General features: G+C 67.6%; 15 protein-coding genes. 6 read left to right on the plus strand and 9 right to left on the minus strand.

The genetic code is table 11. The features are described 5' to 3' along the window. Positions 1–32: 32 nt before the first annotated feature. Positions 33–1,394 (plus strand): polysaccharide biosynthesis/export family protein, encoded by a 1,362-nt coding sequence (locus ACYQPG_RS09045; protein WP_461230764.1) that lies wholly within the window; start codon positions 33–35, stop codon positions 1,392–1,394. Positions 1,395–1,697: 303 nt separating this feature from the next. After that, positions 1,698–3,134: a hypothetical protein gene (locus ACYQPG_RS09050; protein ID WP_461230765.1), complete on the plus strand. Its 1,437-nt coding sequence runs from the start codon at positions 1,698–1,700 to the stop codon at positions 3,132–3,134. Between the two features lie 74 nt (positions 3,135–3,208). On the opposite strand, the gene ACYQPG_RS09055 is transcribed toward ACYQPG_RS09050, so the two are convergent. The 3 genes from ACYQPG_RS09055 to ACYQPG_RS09065 form a co-directional block, all read right to left on the minus strand. Beyond that, the gene (locus ACYQPG_RS09055) at positions 3,209–4,336 is read right to left on the minus strand and encodes a glycosyltransferase (protein ID WP_461230766.1); all 1,128 of its coding nucleotides are present in this window, start codon (positions 4,334–4,336) and stop codon (positions 3,209–3,211) included. 249 nt (positions 4,337–4,585) lie between these two features. Continuing rightward, positions 4,586–6,250: a Wzz/FepE/Etk N-terminal domain-containing protein gene (locus ACYQPG_RS09060; RefSeq protein WP_461230767.1), complete on the minus strand. Its 1,665-nt coding sequence runs from the start codon at positions 6,248–6,250 to the stop codon at positions 4,586–4,588. Further along, complete coding sequence (locus tag ACYQPG_RS09065) at positions 6,247–8,094, minus strand: glycosyltransferase (RefSeq protein WP_461230768.1); 1,848 nt, start codon at positions 8,092–8,094, stop codon at positions 6,247–6,249. Before ACYQPG_RS09065 ends, ACYQPG_RS09060 begins: the two co-directional genes overlap by 4 nt. Here ACYQPG_RS09065 and ACYQPG_RS09070 point away from each other — a divergent pair. Beyond that, positions 8,071–8,424, plus strand: a complete 354-nt coding sequence (locus tag ACYQPG_RS09070) for a hypothetical protein (protein WP_461230769.1) — start codon at positions 8,071–8,073, stop codon at positions 8,422–8,424. The two genes, ACYQPG_RS09065 and ACYQPG_RS09070, sit on opposite strands and share 24 nt — an antisense overlap. Positions 8,425–8,558: 134 nt before the next feature. Here ACYQPG_RS09070 and ACYQPG_RS09075 read toward each other — a convergent pair whose 3' ends face one another. From ACYQPG_RS09075 to ACYQPG_RS09085, 3 genes are all read right to left on the minus strand, one after another. After that, the gene (locus ACYQPG_RS09075; RefSeq protein ID WP_461230770.1) at positions 8,559–9,251 is read right to left on the minus strand and encodes a class I SAM-dependent methyltransferase; all 693 of its coding nucleotides are present in this window, start codon (positions 9,249–9,251) and stop codon (positions 8,559–8,561) included. A 521-nt stretch (positions 9,252–9,772) separates the two neighbouring features. Beyond that, positions 9,773–11,011 carry a glycosyltransferase gene (locus ACYQPG_RS09080; protein WP_461230771.1) on the minus strand — a complete coding sequence of 413 codons (1,239 nt, stop codon included), beginning with the start codon at positions 11,009–11,011 and terminating at the stop codon, positions 9,773–9,775. Beyond that, positions 11,008–11,718, minus strand: coding sequence for an HAD hydrolase-like protein (locus ACYQPG_RS09085; RefSeq protein ID WP_461232441.1), 711 nt, complete (start codon positions 11,716–11,718; stop codon positions 11,008–11,010). The genes ACYQPG_RS09080 and ACYQPG_RS09085 overlap by 4 nt, the downstream gene beginning before the upstream one ends. Between ACYQPG_RS09085 and ACYQPG_RS09090 the strand changes: the two genes are divergently transcribed. After that, entirely contained in the window at positions 11,620–11,973 is a 354-nt protein-coding gene (locus ACYQPG_RS09090; protein ID WP_461232536.1) for a hypothetical protein, read from the plus strand. The two genes, ACYQPG_RS09085 and ACYQPG_RS09090, sit on opposite strands and share 99 nt — an antisense overlap. Positions 11,974–12,113: 140 nt before the next feature. Here ACYQPG_RS09090 and ACYQPG_RS09095 read toward each other — a convergent pair whose 3' ends face one another. Then, positions 12,114–12,998, minus strand: coding sequence for a glycoside hydrolase family 16 protein (locus ACYQPG_RS09095; RefSeq protein ID WP_147905979.1), 885 nt, complete (start codon positions 12,996–12,998; stop codon positions 12,114–12,116). A gap of 377 nt (positions 12,999–13,375) precedes the next feature. Next, positions 13,376–14,029 (minus strand): protein-L-isoaspartate O-methyltransferase family protein, encoded by a 654-nt coding sequence (locus ACYQPG_RS09100; RefSeq protein WP_461230772.1) that lies wholly within the window; start codon positions 14,027–14,029, stop codon positions 13,376–13,378. Positions 14,030–14,343: 314 nt separating this feature from the next. Here ACYQPG_RS09100 and ACYQPG_RS09105 point away from each other — a divergent pair, with 314 nt between their 5' ends. Together ACYQPG_RS09105 and ACYQPG_RS09110 are read left to right on the plus strand one after the other, a co-directional pair. After that, complete coding sequence (locus ACYQPG_RS09105; protein WP_461230773.1) at positions 14,344–15,618, plus strand: PQQ-dependent sugar dehydrogenase; 1,275 nt, start codon at positions 14,344–14,346, stop codon at positions 15,616–15,618. Next, the gene (locus ACYQPG_RS09110) at positions 15,618–16,226 is read left to right on the plus strand and encodes a c-type cytochrome (protein WP_461230774.1); all 609 of its coding nucleotides are present in this window, start codon (positions 15,618–15,620) and stop codon (positions 16,224–16,226) included. The genes ACYQPG_RS09105 and ACYQPG_RS09110 overlap by 1 nt, the downstream gene beginning before the upstream one ends. A gap of 10 nt (positions 16,227–16,236) precedes the next feature. On the opposite strand, the gene ACYQPG_RS09115 is transcribed toward ACYQPG_RS09110, so the two are convergent. After that, a complete protein-coding gene (locus tag ACYQPG_RS09115) occupies positions 16,237–17,013 on the minus strand; it encodes an MOSC domain-containing protein (protein ID WP_461230775.1) in 777 nt (258 codons plus the stop codon). Between the last annotated feature and the right edge of the window lie 42 nt (positions 17,014–17,055).

Below are 17,055 nucleotides of genomic sequence, written 5' to 3' on the forward strand. Positions count from 1 at the left end.
GTCGGAAACCGGTTCCGGTTCAGGAGATGTGAATGGTTTGGCGGCAGATTGCTGCGTCTTGCGTGTTCGTGGTTGCCAGCGTTCTCGCAGCACCGGCCGCCGAAGCGCCGGGTCGTTACCTGCTGGGCCCGCAGGATCGACTGACCATTCGCGTCTACGATCTGCGGCGCAACACCGGTGAGGCGTATTCGTGGACCGCGCTGAACGGGGAATTCGCCGTCGCGGCCGACGGCACCGTGTCGCTTCCGCTGATCGGCCAGATCAAGGCTGCAGGCGGGACGCCGACCGATCTGGCCGAAGCCATCGGAACTTCGCTGAAACAGGCGGCCGACTTGGCGGAAACACCGGCGGCGTCGGTCGAAGTCGCCAAGTACCGGCCGTATTACATCATGGGTGCAGTGCAGCGACCCGGCAAGTTCGAGTACCAGCCCGGTCTGACCGTGCTGCAGGCGGTCAGCACCGCCGAGGGTCTGGTCCGCTCTGCCGATCCCCGCGCGGCGCGCCGGGACATGGTGACGACGCGCGGCGACCTGCGGATGCTCGCCGCCGAGCGGATCGCGCTGGCGGCCAAGCTGGCCCGGCTCGACGCGGAGATCGCGGGCGCCGATTCGATCACGTTCGGCCAGGATCTCAAGGGAGTGCCCGACAAGGCGCGGGCCGATCAGGCCATGCGCGGCGAACAGCTCCTGTTCGAGACGCGCCGGAACTCGATCAAGGCGGAGATCGCCACGATCGAGCAATCCATGACCAGCTTCCGGTCGGAGATCGGCGCGCTGGAGAACAAGTCCAAGTCGCTGGATCGCCAGCTCGAACTGAGCCGGGGCGAGTTGAATCTCGTCAACGATCTCGTGTCCAAGGGACTGGCCATCACGCCGCGGAAGCTGGCCGCCGAGCAGAGCCAGGCCGCGTTCGAGAGCAACCGGCTGGACGTGCAGGTTGCGATGCTGCGTGCCCAGCAGAGCCTGACCCGAGCCGATCGCGACATCATCGACCTCCGGTCTAGGTTCCGGCGTGATGCCCTGGCCGAGGCCTCCGACATCCGCCTCAAGCTCGGGCAGAACGACGAGAAGGCGCTGACCGCCGGGCGGCTCTCGGCGGATGCCGAGTCGCAGATTGTCGGCAGCTCCGAGGATGGCAGCGACATGCTGACCGCACGGTACGAGGTGACCCGCAGGGCGGGGGACCGCTCGAACACGTGGCTGGCGCAGGAAGACGGGCAGGTCGAGCCGGGCGATGTCGTCCGTGTCACCCTGATCCGGCAGCAGGGCGGCAAGTCCGGGGAAGGGCCGCAAGCCGGCGCGCCGCTCCGGCCGTTGGAGGGTGGTACTACGAACCGCACCGGCCCGGCCTCCGCCGAAGCCGTCCGCCGGGCCGCGGAGAGCGCGGACCGCTGATCGATCGTGCCGGATATCGAAACCGGCACGATGTCTTAGATCGTCGATCCGCATCGACTGTTTCCGAACGCCGGTGGCCGCCTTTCGGAACGATGCTCCAGAGCGCTCGCCGCCGAAGCGGAGACCGGTTCGGCGGCGGCGAGCGCGTCGCATCAAGGCCTTGGAACGGGTCCCCGTCGCGACGCGATCGGGAGCGGTTCCAGGGCCTCGGTGCTGGACCGATACCCTCGGCGCCCCAGCCGGTCGTGGCACCGGAAGGGGGGGATTCCTGTTGAGCGGTTACATTCTCGAGGCGGGCGGATCATGAGCTTCGAACCGATCGGTGCGATCACGATCGTCGTCGGGTTATTCTGCCTGCTGTTCGGCACCCGATCCACCGTCGTGGCGTTCGTGGTGTTCTGCACGCTCGGGTCCGCAGCCGCGCTCCTGCTCGGCGGCGCCAACATCCAGCCGGCTCACCTGTTTCTGGTCTTCCTGGGCATCTCGACCCTGTTCTGGCGCAAGACGGCCGTCGAGACGCTGGAGGCGCTCAAGATCACAGAGCCGGGCTTCTGGCTGATGTGCCTCGTGCTGTACGGCGTGCTGAGCAGCTATGTCATGCCGCGGCTGTTTGCCGACGCGACCTACATCATCCCGCTCGGGACCTCAGCGTATCAGAGCACCAGTGACGGCTCGGTGCCGCTGGGACCGGTCTCCAGCAACCTGACCCAGCCGATCTATCTGATGGGCGACCTGTTCTGCTTCCTCATGATCGCGACCGTGGGATCGACGCAGCGGGGCCTCGAGACGCTCGCCACCGCGCTGATCGCCTACGCGGCCACCAATATCGGCTTCGGCATCCTCGACCTGGTGACCAGCGCCACCGGCACGCAGGAGGCGCTCCAGTTCATCCGGAACGCCCAGTACACCTTCCACGACGAGGAGGTGGTCGGCACGATGCGGCGGATCATCGGCTCCTGGCCGGAAGCGTCCGCCTTCGCCAGCATGACGCTGGGGGCGCTCGGCTTCACCGGCATGCTGTGGTTGTGCGGACGAAAGCCCCTCGTCACAGGAACCCTGGCCCTGCTTTCCCTGGTGTTCGTGGTGATCTCGACCTCGTCGACCGGGCTGGTCGGCGCCGTCGTCGTGCTGGGGCTGCTCTACGCGACCGCGCTGCAGCGGTGCAGCCTGCGCCCGCAGGACCGGTTCAGCGCCGCGACGGTCGTCCTCGGCCCGCTCATCCTCTGCCTGATCGTCCTGCTGGTGCTGGCGACGGAGGGGGTCGGCGAGAAGATCTACGAATACGTCGATGCGCTGATCCTGAGCAAGGGGCAGACGGAGTCCGGCGTCCAGCGCTCGTCCTGGAACGCCCTGGCTCTGCAAAACTTCTTCGATACCTGGGGCCTGGGCGTCGGTCTCGGCACCAACCGGACCTCCAGCTTCCCGCTGGCGATCCTGTCGAATGTCGGCGTCCCGGGGGCCGTGTTCTACCTGTTGTTCATCGCGACCGTCTTCGGTGTGCGCCGGGGCGAGCCTCGCAGCTATCCGAGCGACGTGCGCTCCGCCGCCCGGGTCGCCTGCCTGTCCCTGCTGACGGGCGCCATCATCGCCGGACCCACGGTCGACCAGAGCCTGCTGTTCTACGTCTTCGCCGGCGTGGCGTCCGCCTGGCCGGAGCGTCAGCGGATCGCGGCCGCGCCGGCTCCGAGGCTGCTGCCCGGCCCGATCGCCCTGGGCCACGTGCGAAGCGCGCTCCGATAGCGCAACGCCCCTGAAGCGGATCATAGGGCTGGTGCACCGGAGCGGTTCCGCTGCCCGGTCCGTTGCGTGCGCGCTCAGACCCGCCGGGACGCCTCGACGGCTTGCCTGATGGCGTCCGCGTGGATCTTCGTCGAGTTCTCGACGCTGTACCGATCGATATTCTGCCGCCTGTAATCCGCGAACGTTCTCTCTTCGTCGATCCGGTCGCAATAGTCGTTCATGGCCTCGACGAGGGCGGCCTCGTCGCCCGATGGGACGAGTTGCCCGAGGCGACGGTCGATCAGGATGTCGCTCGGCCCGAACTCGCAATCGGTCGAGATGACCGGCAGCCCGCACCGGAGCGCCTCGCAGATGGCAAGCGACCAGCCCTCCCATCGCGACGTCGCGACGAAGACGTCGCTCGCGTAGAGCACCTGCTGCGGGTTGTCGGGATGATACTCGAGCGTGACGACGTCACCGAGGCCGAGGCGCTGGATCTGCTCGGACAGGGCGGGCTTGTCGGCGCCGTGGCCGACGAGACGCAGCCGGATATCCTGCCGGCGCTTGTAAAGCGCGGCGAACGCGTCGACCAGGATGTCCTGGCCCTTCTGGTAGTCGTAACGTCCGACATTCACGAACGTCACCAGGCCGGCCGTCGGCTTGTCGTCGGGCCCGGGCGCTTCGAATGTCCGCACCGGGTTCGGCACCCAGACCGTCGGCCTGCGGCAGTTGAAGTCCTCGGTGAAGGCGCGAAGCTGCCGGGGCGAGGTGCCGAACACCACGGCCACGCGGCGAAGGACGAGATGCCGGAGGAGGAAGAACAGGATCTTCGCCTTCAGGTGCCCGCTCTCCCGGCGCGGATTCCCGTGGAGGTGCATCGCAATGGGCTGCTTCAAGCCCAGGCGCGAGAACCAGAAGATCACCGCCGGTTCGATCTGCGGAACGACGACGAGATCGTAGTGCTTCTCGCGCACGACGCTGCGGAACGCCCGTATCAGGCCGAGGCGCGTCGATCCCGGGCGCCGGACGATGGTGTAGGTCCGCGGGAGGGGCGGATGGTTCCTGTGCTCGGAGACGAGCAGGACATCGACATCGAACGCGTCGCCGTAGGTTTCGGCCAGTTCCGTGCAGATTGCGTCGTTGACGCGCTCGATCCCCGCAAACACCGTCGTGCCGGGCTGGCAATAAAGGACTTTGATCTTTCGATCCGTCGCGGGGGCCATCGGGGACACTCTGAGTCGAGGCGGGCAGGGGTGATGATCGCCGAAGGCAGCGGGGACGGCGAATCGTCAGGCGATCCCCACCGGAGCGGAGGGCGGTTCGTGGGTAGGCGGCGCACCGGGATACGAACCGGCCCCGTGGCACGACGCGACGCGCGCGTCGTGCACGAAACCGATAGCGAATCGGTGCGCTGGTTTTCCGGCCCGCATCATCGTCGAGCGAACGGCGGCCGCCACCTTACGGGAACGGCTCTAGGCGCGATTGAGGACGGCACCGATCACGCTGGCGCCGGCGCTGCGCAGGCCGTTCACGGCATCCGACAGTTCGTCGACCGTGGTGCGTCCGGCCTCGGCCACGATGATCACCGCATCGGCGCGCCGGGCCGCGGCCCGGGTCTCGGCGGAGACCGACAGGGGCGGCAGGTCGAGGATGACGGAACCCGTCTGCCGCATGTGGTCGAGTACCTTCTGGAAGGCCGGTGCCCCCAGGTAGACGCGGCTGTTGGCCGCCGTGTTCGGCAGGCGCGCGGGCAGCACGGAGATCCCGCCGTAATCAAGCAGCTTGGCGCCGGGGATGCGGCTCGGATCCTCGATCAGATCGGCCAGGCAGGTCCCGTCCCAGTTGTCGACGTCGTAGGTCAGCGAGCGCGGGGCGGATCCGTGGATGTCGGCGTCGATCATCGTCACCGAACGGCCGCTCTCCCGGATGATCCGGGCCAGGTTGAGCCCGATCAGCGAGGTCCCGGAATTCGCCGTGCAGCCGACGAGAGCGACGACGGCCTCGCTGTCTCCGGGACGGCTCGACAGGGCGAGCTGGATCGATGTCCGCAGGTCGCGGATGCCGGATGCGAAGCCGCTGTTACCGAGCCACAGCGTCGTGGCGGAGCGCAGGTCCGTCGGGCCGCGCCGTCCGGCCACGCCCTTGCGCGACACGTCGGGCATGATGGCGAGACACGGGATGCCGACGCGCTGGACCAGATCCTGGGGGGTGCGGATCCGCCGGTCGAGCGCCTGCCGCAGGGCGACGGCCAGCAACCCGCCAACGAGCCCGACCGTCAGGCCGAGGCCCAGGATCAGCGCCTTGCGCGGTGCCGACGGCCGGAGGGGCTGGAGGGCGGCCCCGATCACCCGGGCATCGGCGTCCGGGGTCGGCGCGTCGGGAAGGCTGCCGTTGGACACGGCCGTCGCCGCCGACCGCGCCTGCGAGGTGAGGGCGTTGACGCGGCCCTGCAGGAACTCGGCGCCGTTCTTGGCGGCGTCGGCTTTCGCGGCGATCGACTGCCAGAGATAGGCCGAGACCGCGGCGTTCGCGATCCGGCGCGCCAAGGTCGGATTGGGTGAGCTGTAGGAGACCTCGACGACGTAGGATTGTCCGACCCGCCGCACGCCGAATTGCTGCGCGAAGCTTTCGAACTGGCGCTGCTGTACGACCTCGGGGCTCGGCGGCGGCGGCTCGGGAATGCCGAGCAACGACTTGATGCTCAGCCCCGACCGCTCGGACTTGCCGGCGGAGGACGCGCCGAATTCCGGGCTGTTGGCGAGCCCGAGGCTGTTAAAGACGTTGAACAGCAGGCGCTCGGAGCGGAGCACCTGGATTTCGCTCTCGGCGCGGCCGCCGTCGAGGCTCGGCGCGAGCGAGCCCTCCGGCGATCCGGAACCGGCCTGGCGGCGCGGCTCGAGCAACAGGGTCGCGGTCGCGGTGAATACCGGCGTGGCGGTGGCCGCGTACAGCGCGGCGACGCCCACGCAGAACAGGATCCAGAGTCCCACCACGAACTTGTGGCGCCGGGCCGCCTTCAGGGCAGCCGTGATCACCGCCAGGGGACCGTCCGGAACGCCCACGGAGGTGGCTTCCGGGAACGGCCAGACGACCTGCGGCCGATCCTGCGAGATCCGATTTTGATCGTGCGCGCTCATCTCACGGCTTTCCGTCGGATCTCAAGGGCCCGTTCAGGTTCGAGGCGTCCCAGGAGCGCGTCGGCGGCGCCTCGCAGGTTGCCCCGCAATCGGCCGCGCCGATCGATGAACGGCTCGGGGACGACCGATCGGGCCAGATTGCTGGTGAAATTGCGAAACAAGTGGTCGGCCACCTGAGCGTAAGTCATCGTTCCCTTACGCAGCATGTACAGGGGATTAACCACCTGCGAATAGCCGAGGCGGTCGCCGGCGATCCGGCCGCCCTTCACGCCCATGTGGACGCCCCGCGCCGCCATGCATTTCACAAGCCGCCCGCCCTTCGCCCGCAGGGCCGCGCCGAAATCGCGGTCCTCCAGCCAGCCGTAGAGGACCAGACGCTCGTCGAACCGCAGGCTGCCGATGGCCGAGCGCCGGAACGCCATGTTGCAGCCGTACGGGCTGAACGGCTCGATCAGCGGCGCCGGCACGACAGGCCCGATCTCGCTCAGGAGGCGGTCGACCTCGGCGAAGCTCAGGCCGGGTCCCTTGATGCCGTCCGCCAGCACGTCGCCCGTGACGCCGACGATATCCGGCTCGTCGCGGAACAGCCCGGCCGCGACCTCGAGCCAGTTGGCCTCCGGCACGAAGTCGTCGTCGAAGAAGGCGACGACATCGACGGTGTCGGGCAGGGCGGCAAGCGCCGCGTTGCGCTGGGTCGCCAGGCCTGGGCGGCCGGTGACGACCGTCACGTCGCCCCAGGTCGCGGCCTCCCCGGCATCCTCCGGCTTGATGCACGAGATGATCACCGAGGCCGGCTTGTAGGTCTGCCGATCGAGGATGCGCCGCAGGGTCTGCGCCACGACCTCCGGCCGACCCAGGGTCGCGATCACGACCGCGATGCTGGGAGAGGCCGACGCCGTGCGGGGCCGCCCGACGTCTCTCCGCTTGGGCGCCTGCATCACATCCATGTAGCCCTGCGCGGTCTCGACCCAGGAGAACCGGGCGGCCTGGCCGCGTCCGCGGCCGATCAGGTCCGCCCGGAGATCGGCGCTGCCCAGAAGGGCCCGGATATGCGCCAGCCAAAGCTCCGGTTGATCGGGGGGCGCCAGGAGCGCGGCGGTGCCGCAGATCTCCGGCAGGCTCGCCCGATCGGTGGAGATGACCGGGCAGCCCCACGCCATCGCTTCGAGCGCCGGAAGCCCGAACCCCTCGGTCAGCGACGGGAACGCCAGGCACAGGGCGCGTTCGAGAAGGTAGGCGAGATCGTCGTCTGTCACGAAGCCGAGATGCTGCACGTTCTCGCTGCGCTGCAACGCCTCCGCGGCGAAGATCCCGGCCTGGCCGCCGGCGATGATCAAGTCGACGCCGAGATCGGCGAACGCGCTCGCCAGGCCGAGCAGCAGACCGAGATTCTTGTGGCGCGCGCGCGAACCCAGCGCCAGCACGAACGGCCGCTCGGTCCCGTCCGGGTTGCGCCGCGGCGCCGATAGCGCCCGGCTCGCCCGCGTGGGATCCCAGGCGTGGACGTGCTCGTGCCCATTGGGCAGGACGACGATGTCGGAAACCTTCAGGGACAGATGCTGCGCGATCTGACCGGCGGAAAAGTCCGAGACGGTCGAGATCCGCGCCGCGCGCCGCGCCAGCAACGGCTGCAGAGTCCGGTAGAACGTGCGGAACGCGGTGCTGTAGCTCTCGGGTTCCACGAACACGTTCGCATCGTGGATGCAGACCACCTGATCCGCCTTGAAGGCCGGCGCAGTGTTGCACAGATTGAGCAGCGGGCCCGGCCACGCACGCGGCAGAACGGCCTGCTCCCAGGCATGGCCGCCCGAGCGGCCGGCGTGCCTGAGCGGCGTCCCCGTCAAGCCGGGATCCTGAGTGCCGGCCGGCGCCAGCAAAGGGATTTCGGCTCCCTGCGCCGCAGCAGCGTGGCTTATGGCGCGGGTCACATTCAGCGCGTACCGCTGGACGCCGGTCATCGATTGCGTCAGGAAGCGACCATTGATCCCAAACGATTCAGCCGCCGTCATGCCGCCGATAAACTCCAACTTCGAATTGGCCTGAAACTTATTGATGTCGCCACTATGAACAAAGGTTCCTCTGAATATTTAGCCTGGCGAACGTCACTGTCTCAAGCCGGCGCTGCCTTTTCAATTGCTGAAACCCGTTTTGCACAATCGCGACGATATTACTAGTAAACGAGCCTTGAGGCGCCCGATCCTTACGCCGTCATTCGTCCGGGTACAAGAAACGGAGGCTGCCCGCGCGGGCACCGCCCCCCGAAACGGAGCAGGGGATCGAGGAGGCTTCAGGGCGCGATCGATCCTGCTTATTCGGCCAGGACCAGCAGGGAATAGCCGCCGAGGACCCGCACCGTGAGATCCTGGTTCAGGGAGAACATCGCCCGGCGCGGAATCTTCATGAGGCGGCTCGAGAATGCCTGATTGGGCAATTCGAGGCGGCCCGCCGTATAGGCGTGATCGATGATCCGGTAACCGCAATCCCGCAGGGTCGCCAGCGCCGATTCCTTGAAGAAGTAGTGCAGGTGGCCGACGCTCTTGCGCAGGTTCATGATCGGTCGCTCACGGAACAGCGACTGCACCGACAGATCCAGCGGGATATGGAAGATCTTGCATTTGGCCAGGGGGCGCATCTGCTTCATGAAGCCAATGTAATCCTCGACGTGCTCGATCACATCGATCGCCAGCATCACGTCGAATGGCGGAGCCTCAGCGTCGAACACGCTCTCGAGGTAGAACTTGGTCCGGCTCGTCTCCTTGCGCTTGGCGCGCTGGTAGGCGTGCGGGGAGACCTCGTATCCGTAGCCCTTCGAGAAATTGAAGGCCCGTTCCAGGTTGAGCAGGATGTCGCCGGTCCCGCATCCGACTTCGCAGAGCGTGTCGAACGTGACGGCGTTCTTGTTCATAATCCGGGCGATCTGCGTCGCCTTCCAGGGTGCGTCCTCCTCGTGCCAGCTTGGATTGTTCTCTGCGTACGTCTCACTCTGATAGATTTCTAACATACCATAGTTTCCTCACATCCGCATGATGGGGGATCGGTTTCTCGGGCCGTTAACGCTCCGGCGACCGATATGGCTTCATCACATCGCAGTTTTTTGTAGCTCAGATGGCTGCGCGCGCAACCATCCAGCTGGAATATCAACTGCTTAACGAGATGATCGTTAAGGCCAATAACTATCATTATTCTTTCTGAACGTCGGTTTTTGCCAACCGATCAGGCTTGCAGAAGTCGCCGGCGCGGGCGCACATTCTAACTGGCTTGAGGTGCCGAAAATCCCCCCAAGCGAAGAGATAGACCTAACGGCAGAAATATAGCGGTGAAAGACACGGCCGAGGCCGGATCAGTACTTATATCCGCGTTGTGTGCAGCGAGTTGGTCATGGTCGAGACCACCTTTGACGGCCCCGGCCGGACGCTGCCTGGCACGTTGCAGCGAGAGCCGTTCTCGATCGCGTTGCCACCGGGAACGGCTCGGTGTCCTTGCTTACACTGAGAATCGCCAGCCACTTCGGCCGCGAGCGCTCTAAGCCCTTGGGCTGCGTCGGCGCAGCGCCCGCAATTCCGAGCGCAGGGCACGGCCTGCATAGAGCAACTCAATGAGCGGGAGCGCGAGCCGGCCTCCCCGCGGGAACGTCCGAATGACGGCGCCCTCGCGCCAGAGGCTTTCGCGGATCTGCCGCACCGGGTTGATCGCGGCCGGGTTGGCAAACTGTGCGCGCAGCTCGGTCCGTCCGAAATCCCGCGACCGATGGCCGAGGTTCAAGGCCGTGACAGCCTGCTCGTTCGGCCAGACGACGGCATCCTTGAGGAACTGCCAAGCCAGCGCCGCATCCGGCTGAACCCTGTGCAGCGTGTCCGGCCCCAGGCTCTCGATGTAGGCGAGGACGCCGGTGAACAAGCCGGGCTGCGCGGGCGCGATGCGGTTCTCCCAGCCGGGGATCTGGAGATTGGCCCGCGGCGCGGCCCCATCCTCGCCGGCCGTGAAGGTCCGAACGCTCGGGAGATCCGGTTCGAGGCACGCCTCGATCAATTGCCAAAAGCGGAGTGCCGAGGTTCGGACGTCCCACGGCTTGTATCCGTCGCTTTCGACGCTCAGGCCCACCAGACGGGAAAAATGTGGCGTCGGAAGCCGCTTGTAGTTGCAGCGGGCAAATTGGAGCCCGGACCATTGCCGATCCGGAATGCCCTCCTGGAGGATCCGCAGCGTGCTGCCGTACAGGCCGGTATCGACCAGGATGCCGTGGCGGCGCTCGCCCGTGCAGGCCGCCAGATGGACGCGGAACAGCGCATCCTGCTCGGCGACCGCGCGGTGCAGCATCGCCACGCCGGGCTCTTTCCCGGCCAACAGGGTGGTGAACACCGTCTTCTCGAACGGCTCGCGCCATGCCGGCGGGAGGTCGAGGTCGTCGCGTTGTGCCAGGGCGGCTGCGATCTCGGCCATCGACTGGCCGCTGAACTCGCGTTCGAGTTCGGACAGGACCCCCGGGCTCGGCGGATCGAAGGCCGTCCTGGCCGCGACGAGGCGCGACACCATCAGGTCGGCGTGCGGCAGGCGTTGGGGCAGGTCGGCCCGCTTCAGAAAATGCTCGTAGGCCAGCCTCAGGCGCAGGCCGCCCCGGGCGCAGAACAGGAGGACGGCGTCCTCGCCCTGCAGGAACCGCTCGAACATCCAGAGGCGGAGGCAGAACTCGGCCAGGATCGGGCCGAGCGCGACGCGCCCGAACGCCTCCGCGTCGAGCCGGCCTGAGTCGGGCACCGTCACGCGGGCCCGCCCGCCTGTGACACCCGCCCCGCGCGGATCCGGAGCCCGTGGAGCGCGCGGGCGCGCACGGCATCGGCCCGGCGCCGGAAGACGAGGTGCTTCGGTCGCAGGACCTGCAGGGTGCGCAATCCCGCGGCCTGGGCCATCGTGACGTCCGCCGTCGTGTCGTCGCCGATATGGAGAATGTTGGCCGCTGCGACGCCTTCATGGCCCAGCACGACCTCGAACAGGGCGCCGGTCCGCTTCGTCGCGTTGTGGTCGGCGCTGGCGTAGATCCGGGCGACCGGATGGTCGGGGGCGTGCGCGGCGAGCAACTGCGCGATCGTCTCGCCCCGATGATAGGTGTCGCTGACGGCGATGATCCGGCATCCCGCCTGCGCCTGCTCGCGCAGCCACGCCAGCAGGACCGTGTTGGCCGCCAACTGAGCGATCTCGACCGCGATCTCGGCCTCGTGCAGGACCTCTGCGGCCTGCGCGTCGAGGCTGAGGATCCGCCCCATCGCGTCGATCATGTCGGCGAACCGGACATCCCCGGTGGGACACGAGAGGTCGAGCGCCCGATAGGCCTGCTTCTGGACGTCGATCCGGGCGTCGTAGATCGCCCCGGGATGCCGCACGATCCGCCGTTCGGCGGCCAGGCGCCGCGCGGCGAGCACGGCGATATCGTTGAACCGCTGACGCTCGGCACGGTGATCCCGGTGGAGCAGCGTATCAAATACGTCGCAGGAGATGATCCGGGCGGCCGCGGTTCTGGGAAGACGCATGAGGCCGTTTTAACCCTAAAAACCGGTGCGTATAGCCACCGCGGACACATCGCCCACCCAAGACCCGACATGCCCGCCAATCCGGATGGTTGGCAACAGCATGGTGCGCCGCGTGCGATATGTGCAGTGGATGATCCGAAAGTTAATAATATTCAGAAACAAATTCGCCGATTAGTACCGGCGTCGCTGGTTCAATGAAGCCGCGAACTTGGCCGGGACGGGATCCGCCTTCGAGGGTTTCGCCATCGCGATACCGAGAATCGCGATACCTAGACCTACGTCGAACCGACATGCGGTTCGGCGCGCGGTGCTGAACGAAGGCGGCCCGTCGTAGAGCCTCACTCCTTGCAGACGGCGTCGCGCTTCGCCTCGTCGGGGGCGAAGGCGTAGACGTAATCGACCAGCAGGTCGGACGGGTTGGGCGTCTTGTCGATCGGCCAGCCGGAGCCGAGGGCGAGGTTGACGAGGATCATCAGAGGCTTGGTGTGCTCGGGCGGCGTCGGCGTCCGGCCGATCTCGCGCCGGTCGAGATAGAATACGATCCACTCCTTCGTGACATCGACCCCGTAGGTGTGGAAGCTGTCGTTCAGCGAGCCGCTCGGGACCGAGGTGATGATCTCGCCGCCGGTGTTCTTCTTCGGGTCGACCTTGTCCCAGATGTGCCAGACCGAATGGAATCCGTCCGGGAACTGGCCGTAGTATTCCAGCACGTCGATCTCGACCGACGGCGTCTTGTCGTCCTTCGACTTGTTCGAGTTCAGCCAGAAGGCGGGCCATACGCCCGGACCCGGCGGAAGCTTCATCCGGGCTTCGAAATATCCGTACATCAGCGCGAAGCCGGCGGTGGTGGGATCGGCCGAGGACAGGAGGCCCGACGTCCATTTCCCGTTCTCGTGCTTCCGGGCCCGGATCTTCAGGATTCCGTCCTTGACGATGAACGGTGCATTCTTCTCAGGGTCGGCGAAGATATCGATCGGGTCGATGAATTGTGCATCGCCGAAATCGCCGTTCCAGGGCGTGTGGGCCGACCATCGCGCCCGCTCGTTGTTGGACTTCGATACGCTCAAGTCGTTGAAATCGTCGGCGAAGACCTTCTTATACCGGCAGAGCTGCAGCGGCTCGCCCTGCGCTTTCAGCTCCCGACATCCCGCCACGGTGGCGAGCCCGACCATGGCCGCAACGGTTGGGAATACCCATTTATTCCTCGTCACGCGTGCGCCCATTGGGTTTTCCTAAAATGTCGGTGAGTTTAAGCGTTCAGCTGGCGCCTTATTACAGGGTGTATAGAGTTTTGGTCTAGAGCTAAGATCCGAGGGGTGCCGACGCTCCGGGCTCGGAGCGGGGCCGTGTGGGGCTTGTGCGGCGCAATGGAGCGGGATTGGCCCTCGCGCGGGCACTTGGCCGCGCGCAGCGGCGGGGCCGGATTGCGCGATTACCATCCGGGCCGTCGGGCCGTCGGGCCGGCCGTGAAGGCGCCCTCGATCGGGTCCGCCGAGTGGCTGTAGCGGCGCAGGGCTGTCCCGTCAGGCCAAAACTTGTCCGCGCGACCGGGTTTGCCTGCCCGGTCCCCCCAAGATCGGAAACGGCTCTCCCGTCCGGCTCAGAACGCGAACCCGACCTCGGCGGCGAACGCGTCGAGGAGCGGCAGCGAGGCGTCGAACAGCGGGCGGGAGCCGAAGGCGTCGCCGGCGCGCACGAACAGGGTCGCCTTGGCGTTGCGATGAGGGCCGAACACGCAGGCCAGGCGGCCGTCGTCCTTGAGTTGGTCGAGCAGCGCCTGCGGCCTGACCTCGACGCGGCCGTTGATCAGGATGACGTCGAACGGGGCCTGCTTGGGGGCGCCGGCCTCCAGCGGACCCTCGATCACCCGGGCCGAGGTTCCGAGTTTGCCACGGACCGCCTCGGCGAAACCGGGCGCCGATTCCAGAGCGGTCACGTCCGCGCCGAGTTCCGCCATCACGGCCGCAGCGTAACCGGTGCCGCTGCCGACATCGAGGGCGCTGGCGCCAGGCCGGATCTTAAGGGCCTGGATCAGTCGGGCCAGCACCATCGGCGCCAGCAGGCAACGGGCCTCGCCGTTGGCCCCGGCGAGATTCAGGGTCTGATCGATGTAGGCGAACGGCTCGCGGCCTTTCGGCACGAAGGTCTCGCGCGGCACCGTGTCGAACGCGTCGAGCACCGCGTTGTCGTTCACGTCGAAGGTCCGCAACTGGCAGTCGACCATCATCCGCCGCGCCTGCGCGTAATCGATCATCGATACGTGTCCTCGAACCGGATCGGAATGCTGCCCCGGCCGGGCCGCGGCGGACGCCGGGGGCCCCGGCCAAGCGCGAGCGTTCCGGACGCGCGCGTTTTCGGAGATCACCCGCCAAAAGGCAAGGTTCTCTCGGACGGGCACGTCGCCGACACGCCTGCCCACCGGCGAAGCGGATAGCGGAGCGCGGGTGACGACCGCATCCCGCTGTCGCGCGAGGGTTGTCCGCGGGCTCGCCTTGCACGGCTAGACGTTGAATAATGAGTACAGACCGGACCGGGCGATCCAAGACGCCGGCCGTATCGGGAGACACCATGATTCCAGCCAGCAAGCCGATCCTGAGCCGCGGGCTCGCCACCGCGCTCGCCTGCCTGGGCCTCGGGACCCTCGCTCCGGGCGGATCGCGCGCTCAGGAGACGCCGGCCAGCTCGGCGCCCCCGGCCACCGTGCAGGTCGACCGCGGCTCGGCGCTCTACGGACGCCCCGAAGGCGGGGACGCGGCCAAGCTCGCCCCGGTAGCGGGGCCACCCCTGGCCACCGCCGCCGCCAAGCTGCCGCTCGACAAGCTGAAGGTGCCGGAGGGCTTCAAGGTCGAGGTCTATGCCAGCGGCCTCGCCAACGCGCGCTCGATGACGCAGGCGCCGGACGGCACGCTGTTCATCGGCACCCGCACGGTCGGCAAGGTCTACGCGGTGCTGCCGCAGGCCGGGCCGGACGGCAAGCGCGTGGTGAAGACCATCGCGTCCGGCCTCCACCGTCCGAACGGCGTCGCGTTCCACGACGGCGCCCTGTACGTGGCCGAGCTGTCCAAGATCTGGCGCTACGACGACATCGCCAAGCACCTCGACGGCGCCGAGAAGCCGACCCTCGTCTACGACGACCTGCCGAAGGACGAGGCCCATGGCTGGAAGTTCATCGCCATCGGTCCGGACAACAAGCTCTACGTCCCGGTCGGCGCGCCCGGCAACATCGTGATGCCCCCGGACACGCACGCCCAGATCCGGCGCATCGATCTCGATGGCAAGAACGCCGAGGTGGTCGCCCGCGGGGTGCGCAACACGGTGGGCTTCGACTGGAACCCGAAGAACAAGCAGCTCTGGTTCACCGACAATGGCCGCGACTGGGTCTCTGAGGACATCCCGAACGACGAGCTGAACGTGCTGACCGAACCCGGCAAGCAGCATTTCGGCTACCCGTTCTGCCACCAGGGCACGTTCACCGATCCCGAATACGGCTGGGGCCATTCCTGCTCGGAATTCACGGCCCCGGCGGGCCTGCTCGGGCCGCACACGGCCTCGCTCGGCATGCGGTTCTACACCGGCGCGCAGTTCCCGGAGGCTTACAAGGATGCGGTCTTCATCGCCCGGCACGGGTCCTGGAACCGCACGACGAAGCTCGGGGGCGACGTGGTGATGGCGAAGCTCGGCCCGGACGGCAAGGTCGCATCCGTCGAGCCGTTCCTGACCGGCTTCCTGCAGGACAACAAGTATGCCGGGCGCCCGGCGGACGTGCTGGTCGCCAAGGACGGGTCGCTGCTCGTCTCGGACGATTACAACGGCGCGATCTACCGTGTCAGCTACGGCCAGTGATGCGCGGTCCGTCGAGGATCGGGGTTGTCCGGGGGCTCGCGCTGCCCCTCGGCGCCCTGCTGGCGGGGGCGGCTCTGGCCGCGCCCCAGTCGACCGTACCCCAGTCGGCCGTGCCGGAGCGGCTGGCCCCGTGCGTGGCCTGCCACGGGAGCGGCACCTCCGAGACCGAGGGCGTACCCTCGCTCGGCGGACAGCAGGCGGATTATGTCGTGACGCAGCTGTTCCAGTTCCGGGAGAAGCAGCGTGAGGCCCCGCCGATGAACGACGTCGCCGCCGGCTTCTCCGACGACGACCTGCGCGCCTATGCCGATGCGGTCGCGACCCTGCCGCCCCCCGCGTGGTCGGGGCCGGCTGCGGACCCGGCCCTGGTGGCACGCGCGCAGGCGCTGGTCTCCAAGCACCAGTGCAATTCCTGCCACGGCGCCGACTTGGCCGGCCGGGATGCGATTCCCCGAATCCGGGCGCAGCGGGAGGAGGTCCTCGCGCAAGCGCTCTCGGCCTACAAGTCGAACGCCCGGCCGGGCTACGACCCCGCGATGAACGAGGTGGCGCAGGGCCTGGGCGAGGCCGACATCAAGGATCTGGCGGCCTACGTGGCCCGGTTCTGACGCGCTCAGATCAACCGACGGTGCGCAGCGTGTCGCCCACGGCCAGCGACCCGCCGGCGATCACCTCGGCGTAGACGCCGAGGTCGCGGTGGCCGAGCCGCGCGTCGAGGGTCCAGGGGATGTCGAGGTCGCGCACGCCGCTCACCGGATCGACGTTGGTCGCGGCGCAGCGCACGGTGCGCTTGGTGATCTTGAGCCGCAATCCGCTCGGCGCCTCGATCACCCGCCCGACCATGTCCAGCTCGGCGAATGGCGCCAGCCCGTCGATCAGCAGGTTGCCGCGGAAGCGCAGCGGATCGACCGGCGCACCGAGATAGTCCTCCACTGCCGCCACGCTCGCCCGGTTGATCAGCGAGACGTAGCCGGTGGGCGAATCGGTGAACCGGTATTGCGGCGGCGCTGCGAGCACCCTCGGCTCACCCCGCAGGCTTTCCGGAAGGTAGCTCCGCATCAGGCCGGCGAGCCCGTCGCGCCCGGCCTCCGTGTCGAGCCGGAAGGCCTGCGTCTCCCCGGCATGCTCCACCGTGAGGGTCGCGGTGGCGTCGTCGTAACGGGTGCGCAGGCGGGCCAGCGCCTCGTCGCGCATCAACATCAGGTACTTGGTCTTGGGCTGGTGCCGCGGCGCCACCGGGTTGAAGCCCGAAGGCCCGTTCTCGATGGCATAGAGCCGGTCCCCCGGGAAGAAGCCGCTGGTCTCCAGCTCCGCCCGTTCCAAAGGCTCGGGACTCAGCCCCTTCACGGGGTAGCGGTAGAGGCCGAGGAGGCCGATGTCGTGCGCGGCTTGCATGGCGCGAAGGTGGCTTGGAAAAGCTGTGCCGCGCAAGTACCG

The organism is Methylobacterium sp. CM6246 (assembly GCF_054818005.1).

Coding starts and splice junctions, on each gene's coding strand:
- ACYQPG_RS09055 (WP_461230766.1), bottom strand. CDS start 4,336: ATGGCCCCCGCGACGGATCGAAAGATCAAAGTCCTTTATTGCCAGCCC.
- ACYQPG_RS09090 (WP_461232536.1), top strand. CDS start 11,620: ATGCCGCACGATCCGCCGTTCGGCGGCCAGGCGCCGCGCGGCGAGCAC.
- ACYQPG_RS09105 (WP_461230773.1), top strand. CDS start 14,344: ATGATTCCAGCCAGCAAGCCGATCCTGAGCCGCGGGCTCGCCACCGCG.
- ACYQPG_RS09110 (WP_461230774.1), top strand. CDS start 15,618: ATGCGCGGTCCGTCGAGGATCGGGGTTGTCCGGGGGCTCGCGCTGCCC.
- ACYQPG_RS09060 (WP_461230767.1), bottom strand. CDS start 6,250: ATGAGCGCGCACGATCAAAATCGGATCTCGCAGGATCGGCCGCAGGTC.
- ACYQPG_RS09075 (WP_461230770.1), bottom strand. CDS start 9,251: ATGTTAGAAATCTATCAGAGTGAGACGTACGCAGAGAACAATCCAAGC.
- ACYQPG_RS09115 (WP_461230775.1), bottom strand. CDS start 17,013: ATGCAAGCCGCGCACGACATCGGCCTCCTCGGCCTCTACCGCTACCCC.
- ACYQPG_RS09100 (WP_461230772.1), bottom strand. CDS start 14,029: ATGATCGATTACGCGCAGGCGCGGCGGATGATGGTCGACTGCCAGTTG.
- ACYQPG_RS09095 (WP_147905979.1), bottom strand. CDS start 12,998: ATGGGCGCACGCGTGACGAGGAATAAATGGGTATTCCCAACCGTTGCG.
- ACYQPG_RS09045 (WP_461230764.1), top strand. CDS start 33: ATGGTTTGGCGGCAGATTGCTGCGTCTTGCGTGTTCGTGGTTGCCAGC.
- ACYQPG_RS09050 (WP_461230765.1), top strand. CDS start 1,698: ATGAGCTTCGAACCGATCGGTGCGATCACGATCGTCGTCGGGTTATTC.